Here is a 12032-nt window from a genome sequence, read left to right on the forward strand (position 1 = left end):
CATGACTGCGACACCTCCTCATCCGCCTGCCGTGCTTGAGAGCCATTCCGCTTATCCGGTTGTCTACAGCACGGGCGCCAAAATACTGTCTGAAACGGACTTTGCGTTGCCGGGCGCGATCCCCCTCAACTGGTCGCGCTTCTACCGTTCAACCGAGCGCGAGCGCAATGGCTGGCTGGGTCATGGCTGGACCGTGCCCTATGCGGTGGAATTGCGGCTATCGGCCAGTGCCATTCTTTTTTTTGACGAACGCAACCGCCAGATCAGCTGGCCGCTACTGGCAGAGGGCGAAGCGCACTTTGATGTGCGCGAGGGGCTGACGCTTAAACGCGAAACGGCGGATCGTTATGTGCTGCAAGCCAAGGATGGCGAATGCCGTATCTTTGATCGGCGCTTTGCAGGCCAGTGGCGCCTGCCGTTATCCGCGTTGGAAGACCGCCACGGCAACGCGCTGCGATTTGACTACCCGGCCACCCCCCAAACCGGCTTGGCCCGACCTGACCGTATCCACGATGCGGACGGTCGTACCTTATGGTTGACATGGGGCCAATATGGCCTGGAACAGGTGCGGCTGACGGCGGTAGCTGCCAACGACGGTATCGCCGCCCGCCTTGATGACGGACCACGCCACCCCCCGTTTGAGTTGATCCTGGCCCGCTACCACTACGCTGCGGCCGGCGATCTGGAACGGGTGGAGCTGCCGGGCGGCGCGGTCTGGCGCTACACCTACGACGCTGAACACCGACTGGTGGCCTACACCAACCCGCTGGGCATGGAATACCGGCAGGAATGGCAGGGCGAACGGGTAGTGCGCAGCATTGCCGCCGACGGCAGCCGCGAGTTGCGGCTGGAATTTGCCGCCCGCCAGACCCGCGTGACCGACGCTACCGGCGCCACCAGCACCTATCTGCTGAACGAGCGGGATGAAGTCATCGGCTACATCGACCCGCTGGGCGAACAGATCGCCTCGCCGTTCAACCCGAATGGCCGCCCGGCCGCCGAGACCGACCCCCTCGGCCGCAGCACCCGCTACCACTACGACGAACGCGGCAACCTGACCGAGCTGACCGACGCCGCCGGCCAGCGCACCCGTCTGCACTACGACGCCAACGACCGGCCCATCGAACTGATCGACCCTATGGGCCAAAGCTGGCGCTATGAGTACGACAACCAGGGCAAGCCCCGCATCACTATCGACCCCTTGCAACAGACCACCCAGCTTGACTACGACCCACGCGGCCGCGTCATCCGCATCGTCGATGCCAAGGGCGGCAGCAAACACCTGGCCTACGACCGTTGGGGCAATCTGGCCACTTACACCGACTGCTCGGGTTACCGCACTCAGTTTGAACACGACCCGCTGGGCCGCCTGCTGGCGGTGATCGATGCCGAAGGCCAGACCGCCCGTTATCGCTACGATGCCGCCGGCCGCCTGGCCGAAGCCATCGAACCTGATGGCGCCAGCCACCATTACCACTACGACCCAGCCGGCAACCTCATCGCCTACCGCGACCCTCTGGGCCACACCACCCACTACCGCTACGACGGCCACGGCCAGCCCATCGAACGCATTGATGGCCTGGGCCACCGCCTGCGCTACGACTACGACCGGGCCGGGCAATTACTGGCGCTGATCAACGAAAACGGCGACCGCTACCACTTCCACTACGATGCCGCTGGTCAGCTGATCGAAGAAATCGGCTTCGATGGCCGCCTGCAACGCTACCAATACAACGCTGCCGGCGAACTGACCCATCTGATCGAGGCCGGCGGCAGCGATGCCGGCCCTGGCAAGATCACCCACTTCGAACGCGACAAGCTGGGGCGCCTGCTGCGCAAACGCCACGACGACGGCAGCTCAGCGGAGTACGACTACGACCCGCTCGGCCGGCTGATTGCCGCCCGCAACCCAGCCGCTAGTCTGGCCTTCCGCTTCGACCCCTTGGGCCAGCTGCTGGAAGAAAGCCAGACCCATGCCGACGGCCACGCCTTTGCCCTCAAACACCGTTACGACCCCCTCGGCAACCGGTTGGGCACCCAACTACCCGACGGCCGCCAACTCGACTGGCTCTACTACGGCTCGGGCCATCTGCACGGCATCCTGCTCGACGGCCAGCCGCTGGCCGACTTCGAACGCGACAAACTGCACCGCGAAACCCGCCGTCAGCAAGGCATGCTCAGCAGCCATAGCGACTACGACCCGGCCGGCCGCCTGCTGCGCCAACGCGCCATGCGCGCCAATGGCAGCGAAGTGCTACGGCGCGACTACCTCTACGACCGCGCCGGCCAGCTCACCCGCATCACCGACCGCAGCCGGGGCGAAATCAACTACCGCTACGACCCCCTGGGCCAACTGCTGGCCGCCGAACGCTATGGCCCCCAAGGCCTGCAGGCTGAGCAGTTCGCCTTCGACCCCGCCCATAACCTGCTGCCCGCCAACGAACATGGCCGGGCCTGGGGCCAGGTTGAACACAACCAGCTCTACGTGTTCCAGGACCTGCGCTACCAATACGACCAGCACGGCAACATGGTTGAACGGCGCAAAGGCAGCCACACCACCCAGCACTTTACTTACGACGCCGACCACCAGCTGACCCAGGCCCAAGTCGAACGCCACGGCGTCAGCCAGACCACCCACTACCGCTACGACCCCCTGGGCCGCCGCATCGCCAAACAGGATGCGTTTGGTACTACCTACTTCGGGTGGGATGGGGACCGGATGAGCCACGAACAGCGTGGCAGCAAACAAACCACCTACCTCTACGAACCCGCCAGCTTTGTGCCCCTGGCCAAGCTCACCGACAACGAGGTCTACCACTACCAGACCGACCACCTCGGCACCCCGCTCGAACTGACCGACCAATACGGCTATATCAGCTGGCGCGCCGAATATCGGGCCTGGGGCAATACCCTGAAGGTGGAAGAAGTCGCCACCGACCAACCGCTGCGCTTTCAAGGCCAATACTTCGACACCGAAACCGGCCTGCATTACAACCGCTTCCGCTACTACGACCCCGAGGCAGGGAGGTTTGTGACGCAGGATCCGATTGGGTTGAATGGCGACGATAATGTGTACGCCTATGTTGCCAGCCCATCGGGATGGCTGGACCCACTCGGCTTAGGTCCGCACCCGAATCGGGGAAGGAGTGGCAGCAATAGCGGTGGGAGCCAAAATCAAAACAAGGCGCCGCCCTGCCAATCGCGGGCGATGATTCAGCGTGCGGTGCAAAATGTTATGGCGAAATATAAGCCGCAGATTCAGGCACTTGATCCGCAAGCTAAAGTTGGTTACCGAGGAAGCTTGGCGCGGGGACGTAAGGGGCCGCATAAAGGCGGGGGACCGTTTACGCCAACAGACTTCGATATTGATGCGTTTATTGTGAGTGATAAGTTGAAACGAGAGGGTGGGTGGGGTTCCGATATAAAAGAGGTCATTCCAATTCAAGAGGCTATGGATGCTGAGTTAAGAAAAATTCCTTGTTTAGGAGGAATGCGTAGCGATAAATTTGGATTCAAAATTTTTTCCAGCGCAGAAATGAAACGAACTATTAATTTGCCTGACGAAGTGCAGGTGAGATTTTGAGGAGTGCTATATGGGAAGTTTGACAATTTTACTGGATAATTCGGACCCCTTGGATGAGGTTGCCAATAGTATTGGTCTAGCTTTTAATATCCCTTTGATAGAAAATCCAACGGGGGCATACAACGAATATCCTGGGTATGAAGTTAAATTTGAAGGTTCCGAAGGTGGACATATTAGACTATTGGGGTCTCCTGCTGATGCGTATTTAATGGAGGAGATTAATAGCCCTTACTCTGAAGAGGAAATGCAATATTCTCTTGTTTTGGTTTTTTATGGGGATCTACCTTGTCAAACACAGAGCAGTATGATTTTCTCATCATTGGCTGCGGATGAACTTTGCATGCAAATTATTAATTTATTAATTAATAAAAAAGTAAAGATTTACAAGAAAAAGAACCCTCGCTGGGTAGGAGGTGGAGGGCAATATATAGAGTATCCCATAGCATAGAGTGCGGAGAAACTAGGAGAGATCAGGCTTGCCAGCTCCGAAATCGTGGCTTAGGGGCGCAAGGAACCCTCAAAAGACTTACTCCCAGATAAAAGTAGCCTTAAAGCTATTTCAATAGTGAGGTAGAAATGAAGGAGTTAATTGAAAAATTTTCAGATTTATATGCTCAACTTTATGAGGGTGCGCGATCAAATTCTGGCATTGACGAAGATTTACTAGATAAAACAAAACAGGCATTGTTAGAGATACGGGAGGTTAGTCGATATTTGGATTGCCTTCCGAAATCGCTTGTGAATCTTTTTGTAGATATGCAGGCAGCTTTAATGTCCTGTGCGGATCGACATGAGCCCGAAATGGCAAAGAGAATATTTCGAGCTGCCGATGTGCTGTCGGATATTGCCAGGGATATTGCAAGTTAATGCGCGGGAGAGAATGTTGGAGAAATTTTCTTTACAAAGTAAGCGCTTGAATATAGTTCGACTGCAAGAAAAATATCCAACCTCAAGGATTATTGACCTTACGTCCAAGGCAAACATGCCATGGGTAAAATTCAGTCCGTTTTACCCGCATGGAAATATTCCTATTCCATTAAGCAATGATGCTTATGGGAATTCTGTCGAGGGGATATGGCAGGGGCTGAAGGTTTTTGAGCGTGAGAGCATTGATCCTTCAAAGTTCCTCCTGACAAAAATGGCGGGAATCAAACGTACCAGCCGCACATTCGGAAAGGTCATTGGGCATCAAGCTGGGTTGGATTGTCAGCAATTGCTTGGCTATATTGAGGCTCGCAAGAAAATTTATCTTCCGGCGTACCGGTGGGTGCTGGATCATTACTTACAAGCCGAGTTAACTGAGTTGAAAATAATGGCCGAGCAACGCCCAATTATTTTCTTGGACTATGAAACCAATCCTGATATAGAAAACCCCGCAAAACCGCTATCTCACGCCAGCTTGGTAATTTCCTACCTATTAAGCGAGTGGCCTGATTATTCTACTGAGGCATTTTAATTATGAACTGCCTGTTAGAGTTTCAGCATTCTCCGCAAGTGTTGAACTCCATCGAGTTTAATAAATCGAGAGCTGAGGAAGGTTTCATGCCTTGGGGGGTGAAGCCAAAATTCGGATTTAAAATATTCGGCAAGAATGAAGTGGAGTCAATCAAGAGACCTCTCCAGGAAATTCTGGCACTTTTTAGGAGAGAACAATGGGATGCTTGACGCTCTGGATTGAACCCATAGCTACATTAAGCGAAATTGCCAAACTGATTGATGAGGCACTTAATATACCCCTTTCTGATCATTCAACAGATCAATTTAATGAGAGTCCCGGATATGAAATTGATTGGGATGGAGGGAAGGGCGCGATTATTAATCTAATAGGTATCCCGGAAAATTATAAAGAGCTGCAACAGCTAGGGTTTGTTTATGCGGAAGAGGACCTTAAATACACATTGGCTATTATTTGCGATGATCTGCCATATAGATCGGATGATGGAACGTTGAGCCTGCCTTTCTCAACGCCAGAAGAGCTTTGTACCTTTGTAAAAAATAAAATGGATCAAGTGGGTGTGAAGTTATTCGCTAAGAAAAAATGTAGATGGGTTGGCAAGGGGGATGATTGTAGGGAATATTAACTCTATAGAACAGATCTAAACATTAATTGGTTATTGCGTTATTTTAATGCGAGAAAAATATTGTGATTGCCACTAAGAATAAGATAAATTCAAGGGATGGCCTAATTTCTCTACTTAAGCAAATGGCGCTGGACCTGAGAGAAAATCCCGATGAGTGGGAGAATAGAAATCTGGAAGATTTTCTTGAGGCTATGGCTAGCTGGATTGAAGACATGGATGGGTATTATGAAAATCTTGGGATTTCCAAAGAGGTGGGTTTAGAGGATTTCAAGTGGCGTATTTTGGCAGACGTGCTATTGGCTGCGCGTGTTTACGAGTAGCAGGTTTAGTCTAGGAGGCTGCTGAACCTGACCGCCGGGCCATGCTTGGCCGTTCTCTACCGCGCCTATTAATCGGCTCCTCCTTCAAGAAGTGGACGATCTGTGAATCCACGTCTTTGCTCGGTTAGCGCTAAAGACCAATGTTGATAGGCTGATTACGGTGGGGTGTTGATAGGGGATTTGCTTATTTTTTGGGCGGATATGTAGTTTTTGCGGTGCTGAAAATTGACAACGATGACGACGATCATCGAAGATGCGGCGATATTTGAATCAGCCGGGGACTTGCTATGAATACTCCTACTCAGACCGTGCAGTTCCATCGTCAGCCTGAGCCGCATGCGCGGTCGGAGCAATGGAGTGTCGAGGCGATCGAAGCGCTGTTTGATCTGCCGTTTAACGACTTGCTGTTTCAGGCGCAAACCGTGCATCGGCAGCACTTTGACGCTAACAAGGTGCAGTTATCGACGCTATTGTCGGTAAAGACGGGCGGGTGCCCGGAGGATTGTGGCTATTGTCCGCAATCGGTTCGTTATCAGACCGGTGTGGATAATCAGGACATGCTGCCTTTGGAGGATGTGGTGGCGGCCGCCAAACGAGCCAAGGATGCAGGAGCTTCACGTTTTTGTATGGGCGCTGCCTGGCGTGGGCCGAAGCAACGGGATCTGGATGAGGTCAAAGCCATGATTCGCGAGGTGAAGGCGCTGGGAATGGAGACTTGCGCTACGCTGGGCTTGCTTAAGCAGGGTATGGCAGATCAGCTGAAAGACGCGGGTCTGGACTATTACAACCACAATCTGGATACCTCGCCCGAGAAGTACGGCGACATTATTTCAACTCGCCAGTTTGATGACCGTCTGGATACGCTTCGTCAAGTGCGGGATGCGGGTTTGAATGTCTGTTGCGGCGGGATTGTCGGGATGGGGGAGACGCGGGCGGACCGTGCTGGCTTGATTGCGGAACTGGCAAATTTGTCGCCGCAACCCGAGTCTGTGCCGATCAATAATCTGGTGCAGGTGCCTGGCACGCCCCTGGCGAACAGTGAGTCGTTGGATTGGACCGAGTTTGTGCGGACGATCGCGGTTGCGCGTATCACCATGCCGCATTCCTTTGTCCGTTTATCCGCTGGCAGACAGGAAATGCCGGAGGCGATGCAGGCATTGTGTTTTCTCGCTGGCGCAAATTCGATTTTCTATGGCGAAAAGCTGCTGACGACGGGTAATCCAGAGTCTGATCGGGATCGACAGTTGTTCAAAAAGCTGGATCTCGCGCCTCTGTGAGGGCTTGATTGGTCTGTACCTGCATCGAAAAAACAAAAGCCCCGTTTCGGGGCTTTTGTTTTGGGTGTGCTTATTTAGAGCGCTGGGGCGGTCTGGCGGGCTCCTGCTCAGATTTGAAGCTTTCGATGTTGGTCTTGATTTTATCCGGCGGTGCCATGGTCACGGCTTGCTTGAACTGATTCATGCTGCGCAGAAGGGTGGCTTGGCCAACCGTCTGTCCGAGATCTTTGTTGAGGCCGTTAACGACTTTCATGAATCGCTCGGTGCGTGAAGGTAGCTTCTTGCCGAGCTTGCTGGCCTCTGTCTTGAGGGTTTGGTCTTCTTGGCCGGCGGCGAGCTTTTCCTGTTCAAGGGCTTGCCTGGTTTGCGGCGTCCAATATTTACCAAGCTCAGGGTCGTTGAGCATCTGCTCACTCAAGGTGATGGCACTTTGGGTATCAAAGCTACGAATCATCAACTGGCTTGCCGCTTCTTTCTGGCCTTGTTCCAGCGCTTTCATATCAGCTTCGGTCAGCCCCTGGCATACCTTGATCGCGGCAGAGATCCAGTCTGGTGCAGTCAACGGGCCGTACTTCGTTTCGTAATCTTTTAAATACTGTTCGTATTCAGCGACGGATTTGTCATACCACTTGTTGCCGGGCTTCCAATTGTCTTTCAGCCCTGCGGCTTTGCCCGTCTGATCGGCAAGCATGTGGGGAAATGCCTGACGCAGTCCGCTGTACATCGTATCCAGAGCGGCGCGAGTATGGTTGATTGGCAAGCTTTCGGTGAACTTGCTCAGGCGAGGTGGACAGGCCTCGCCCCACTTGGCGGCAAAGACCGGCGAGGCAGTGGCGAGGGCGATTGCTAACGACAGAGAACGAATCAACATACGTGGTTGGCAACGGAAATAAGCGAGGATCTGCATTCTAGCCCGGAAGGTTCTCAAACTTCCGCCTTCGGTCCGACATTTGTGTCGGAATCTTTCTTCCCGCCGTGGTTGCGACAAGGCGGCCCCCATGAGTTTCTGCTAACGGATACGTAGCGCCCTGATAGGCAACTACGCGATTGCCTGATGTTGAACCGTCCGGCAATGGGGTGAGTGTAGGTCTCCATCGCTGCGCTAATTCTCTGAAAAGAAAGAAAACTACTTGTTTTTGTGTCGGTATTGTTGACCGGCCTTGCTGAATGCCCCATAAAAATCACAGCTCTGCTGATATTTAAGTAATTGCACTACGCGTATTACAGGACTGTGGCGATGAACTGTTCGAGACATGGTTTGGCGTAAACCTGGTGACTGCGGCTCGGCAAACCTGCCTTGATGGCTTTGCCGCTTGAACAATCTTCATGCAGCACGAGTATTCGGCAGCTTTGGGGCTGCCTGGGCAGCAAGATCACAACGAGAAGAGGAACGGCATGCAATCAGATCATCAGACAAGCCTGTGGCGTTGGTTGCGCATGGGGTTGGCCTTTGCTGGCGCCCTTGCGCTGGCGGCCTGCAATAGCGATGGCGGTGGGGAGCCGGCGTCGTCAGCAATACCTGACAATGTTGTCAGGATTCACTATGCCCGTACGCAGTCGGATTATGCTGATTGGGGTTTGCACTTGTGGGAGGATGCCAAGGGTAGTCTGGATCTGACGCGAGCAATTGAGTGGGCAAGCCCCTAGCTTTCAACCAGAAAAGATGATTATGGGGCGATATATGATATTCCGCTGAAAGCAGGGGCCAAGGCATTCAACTTCATCTTGCATAAGGGGGATGAAAAAAATTGCCCGAGTGATCAGCGCTGGGATGCGGCAGCGGCAGGGCGGGAGCTTTGGCTACAGCAGGGTGATTGCACGCTATATAAAGTACGTCCGGCCGTCAGGGTGGGGGATGTGTCCCAAGCCAAGGCTCATTGGTTGACTCCGAGCATCATCGTCTGGCCGGGGGCGGCGGTGACGGATCGATATGCTCTCGTTCATGCCGCCGAAGGGGGCATTACCTCTGGCAGAGAAGGGATTAGTGGTGGCACCTCGGTTGGACTGCAGGTGGAGTCGGCGGGGCTGGCTGATGATTTGAAAGCCCGCCATCCCCACTTGGCCAATGCCACGGCCTTGCGTCTGCCGGCTGAGCTGAGTGCGAAAGCACCCGAACTCCTGAAAGGTCAGCTGGTAATGGCCCGGTTTGATGTGACAGGCCGCTTGCTGGATTCGACCGCTTTGCAAACCGCTGGAGTGCTGGATGCGCTTTACGCAGGCGCGGCACAGGCTCAGGTGTTGGGTGCGGCTATCCAAGGAGGTGTGCCAACGTTCAGGCTTTGGGCGCCGACGGCCCGATCCGTAGAGCTATTGGTATTTGATGCTCCAAGCGGAGGCAGTCCCGATATTCGACCGATGCATCAGGATGCTGCCAGCGGCACCTGGTCTGTGGTCGGCGATGCCGCCATGACCAATCGCCAGTATTACCTGTATCGGGTCAAGGTTTATGTTCGATCAACAGGCAAGGTCGAGACCAATGTGGTGACCGATCCTTATAGTCTGGGACTATCGGCAAACAGCGAACGTAGCATGGTTGTTGATCTGGAATCCGCCCTCAGCCAGCCTGCAGGCTGGTCTGCCCACGCTATTCCATCCTTGGCAGGCATTGAAGACATCTCTTTATATGAACTGCATGTGCGGGATTTTTCAGCCTCCGACTTTTCGGTGCCTGTTGCAGACCGTGGCAAATTCCTGGCTTTTAGCCATGCCTCGTCAGCGGGCATGCGGCATTTGAAGACTCTGGCTGCGGCAGGATTGACGCATGTACACCTCTTGCCTGTGAATGATCTGTCGTCGATTCAGGAGCTTCCAGCCTTGCAGCAGCTGCCAGCAATCAGTCTTGCAGATGCTGCCGATTCCGAAAATCAACAAGCCGCAGTTGCGGCGGTGGCGGACCGGGATGCGTATAACTGGGGATACGATCCCCTGCACTACACCGTGCCTGAAGGTAGTTATGCCAGCGACCCAAATGGTCTGGCGCGGATTCGTGAACTTCGGTCTGCGATTGTAGCCTTGCATAACGCAGGGCTGCGCGTAGTGCTCGATGTTGTCTATAACCATACCCCGGCATCCGGGCAAGATGGCAAATCCGTGCTGGATCGGATTGTGCCCGGCTATTACCACCGCCTAAGTGCCAACGGTAGTGTCGAGACCAGTTCCTGCTGCGCCAATACTGCAACCGAAAACATCATGATGGCCAAGCTGATGATCGACTCGACCAAGGTTTGGGCGGCTCAGTACAAAGTCGATGGTTTCCGGTTTGACCTGATGGGGCACCAGCCATTGTCAGTCATGCAGCAGTTGCAGCGGGAAGTGAATCAAGCTGCCGGTCGCGACATATATATATATGGAGAAGGCTGGAACTTTGGAGAGGTGCAAAACAATGCCCGATTCAAGCAGGCTAGCCAGCAGAATCTGGCAGGGACAGGGATCGGTTCGTTCAGTGATCGTTTGCGTGATGCCGTTCGTGGCGGCGGACCATTCGATGGTGGAGATGCGCTGATACGCAATCAGGGTTTCGTCAACGGCTTGTGCTTTGCCCCGAATGATGGCTTTGCCTGCGATGCGGTACGTCGTACTGCGGCATTGCACCAACAGGACTTGATACGCCTCGGCCTTGCAGGCAATTTGCGTGACTTCACCTTGCAGGATCATTCTGGCAATTCGCGTAGAGGGGCAACGTTTGACTATAACGGCGTGCCAGCGGGTTACACGCAAAGACCCCAAGAGCAGATTGCTTATATATCCGCTCACGACAATCAGACTTTGTTCGACATCAGCCAGTACAAGCATGATCGGTCCGTCAGCTCGGCAGAGCGGGCGAGGGCGCAGGCGGTAGGTTTGTCGTTGATCGCATTCTCTCAGGGCATTCCCTTCTTCCATGCGGGTGATGAACTACTGCGCTCGAAGTCGTTGGAGCGTGATTCCTATAACGCCGGGGACTGGTTCAATCGGATCGACTGGACATACCAAGCGAACAATTGGGGCGTGGGGCTGCCTAGTAAGGAACGAAATGGTGACAACTGGTCCATCATGAAGCCATTGTTGGCCGATACTACGTTGGCCGTAAAAGCGGCAGACATTACCTTTACCTGCGAACGCTTTCTGGACTGGCTGAAAATCCGCCGTAGCTCAAGCCTCTTCCGCTTGGCGAGTCTTGAGCAGGTACAGTCACGAGTCTCGTTTCCAGATGTGCTAGCTAACCGGACGCCCGGTGTCATTGTTATGCGCCTGGATGGGAGGAACCTGTCTGGTAGCCAGTACAAGGCAATCTATGTGGTATTCAATGCCAGCACTTCGGCTGTTACATCCTCATTGGGAGGCGGTATTGGGAATTTGACGCTGCACCCAACCCAACAGTCCTCATCCGACCCGATTGTCAGAACTGCGACCTACTCGGCTGAACGGCAAATTGTGGTTGTGCCAGCCAGAACAACGGCGGTATTTGTCGAGACGGATGCATGATCCATACAGAAAAGGGCATGAAAATGCCCTTTTGCCCCGTATTGGGAGATTTTTATAGAGTGAAGTAATCTGTTTGGATGGCTTTTGTTACAGAAATTCAAGCTGCTATCAAAAATCTTCCTGATAAATTTCGTTATAAATCAGGAATTTGATGAATTGTTGAAAGATATTTTGGTGTGAGGTGTTGACGAGTTCAGGGGTGGGGCGTATAGTTCGCTTCCTCTGCTGCTGACGCAGCGAAACGAAACGGGCAACCGGGAAGTTTAGCGATAGTTAGTCAGGCCAGCAAGTGTTCTTTAACAAGATA

Annotated in this window: 9 protein-coding genes and 1 pseudogene; 9 read left to right on the plus strand and 1 reads right to left on the minus strand. The window is 53.9% G+C overall.

Translation table 11 applies throughout. The annotated features are described in order from the left end of the window. Position 1: 1 nt before the first annotated feature. From PZA18_RS16340 to bioB, 7 genes are all read left to right on the plus strand, one after another. Entirely contained in the window at positions 2-3583 is a 3582-nt protein-coding gene (locus PZA18_RS16340; RefSeq protein ID WP_284101934.1) for an RHS repeat-associated core domain-containing protein, read from the plus strand. A gap of 10 nt (positions 3584-3593) precedes the next feature. Next, a complete protein-coding gene (locus PZA18_RS16345; RefSeq protein ID WP_284101935.1) occupies positions 3594-4031 on the plus strand; it encodes a hypothetical protein in 438 nt (145 codons plus the stop codon). 128 nt (positions 4032-4159) lie between these two features. Next, positions 4160-4450 carry a hypothetical protein gene (locus tag PZA18_RS16350; RefSeq protein WP_284101936.1) on the plus strand — a complete coding sequence of 97 codons (291 nt, stop codon included), beginning with the start codon at positions 4160-4162 and terminating at the stop codon, positions 4448-4450. A 13-nt stretch (positions 4451-4463) separates the two neighbouring features. After that, a complete protein-coding gene (locus PZA18_RS16355; protein ID WP_284101937.1) occupies positions 4464-5039 on the plus strand; it encodes a DUF6939 family protein in 576 nt (191 codons plus the stop codon). A gap of 196 nt (positions 5040-5235) precedes the next feature. Beyond that, on the plus strand, positions 5236-5664 hold the full coding sequence (locus tag PZA18_RS16360; protein ID WP_284101938.1) for a hypothetical protein: 429 nt from the start codon (positions 5236-5238) through the stop codon (positions 5662-5664). A 62-nt stretch (positions 5665-5726) separates the two neighbouring features. Next, positions 5727-5984 (plus strand): DUF7660 family protein, encoded by a 258-nt coding sequence (locus PZA18_RS16365; protein ID WP_284101939.1) that lies wholly within the window; start codon positions 5727-5729, stop codon positions 5982-5984. Positions 5985-6271: 287 nt separating this feature from the next. Beyond that, a complete protein-coding gene (bioB, locus tag PZA18_RS16370; protein WP_284101940.1) occupies positions 6272-7261 on the plus strand; it encodes a biotin synthase BioB in 990 nt (329 codons plus the stop codon). Between the two features lie 70 nt (positions 7262-7331). On the opposite strand, the gene PZA18_RS16375 is transcribed toward bioB, so the two are convergent. Then, positions 7332-8168: a hypothetical protein gene (locus tag PZA18_RS16375; protein ID WP_284101941.1), complete on the minus strand. Its 837-nt coding sequence runs from the start codon at positions 8166-8168 to the stop codon at positions 7332-7334. A 530-nt stretch (positions 8169-8698) separates the two neighbouring features. Here PZA18_RS16375 and PZA18_RS16380 point away from each other — a divergent pair. Further along, positions 8699-9076: pseudogene (locus PZA18_RS16380) on the plus strand (pullulanase-associated domain-containing protein); the annotation flags it as partial. Between the two features lie 42 nt (positions 9077-9118). Beyond that, entirely contained in the window at positions 9119-11725 is a 2607-nt protein-coding gene (pulA, locus tag PZA18_RS16385) for a pullulanase-type alpha-1,6-glucosidase (protein WP_284101946.1), read from the plus strand. Positions 11726-12032 lie beyond the last annotated feature (307 nt).

Origin of the sequence: Parachitinimonas caeni (assembly GCF_030129945.1) — a bacterium.
Classification (GTDB): Bacteria; Pseudomonadota; Gammaproteobacteria; order Burkholderiales; family Chitinimonadaceae; genus Parachitinimonas; species Parachitinimonas caeni.

Coding starts and splice junctions, on each gene's coding strand:
- PZA18_RS16340 (WP_284101934.1), top strand. CDS start 2: ATGACTGCGACACCTCCTCATCCGCCTGCCGTGCTTGAGAGCCATTCC.
- PZA18_RS16345 (WP_284101935.1), top strand. CDS start 3,594: ATGGGAAGTTTGACAATTTTACTGGATAATTCGGACCCCTTGGATGAG.
- PZA18_RS16350 (WP_284101936.1), top strand. CDS start 4,160: ATGAAGGAGTTAATTGAAAAATTTTCAGATTTATATGCTCAACTTTAT.
- PZA18_RS16355 (WP_284101937.1), top strand. CDS start 4,464: ATGTTGGAGAAATTTTCTTTACAAAGTAAGCGCTTGAATATAGTTCGA.
- PZA18_RS16360 (WP_284101938.1), top strand. CDS start 5,236: ATGGGATGCTTGACGCTCTGGATTGAACCCATAGCTACATTAAGCGAA.
- bioB (WP_284101940.1), top strand. CDS start 6,272: ATGAATACTCCTACTCAGACCGTGCAGTTCCATCGTCAGCCTGAGCCG.
- PZA18_RS16375 (WP_284101941.1), bottom strand. CDS start 8,168: ATGCAGATCCTCGCTTATTTCCGTTGCCAACCACGTATGTTGATTCGT.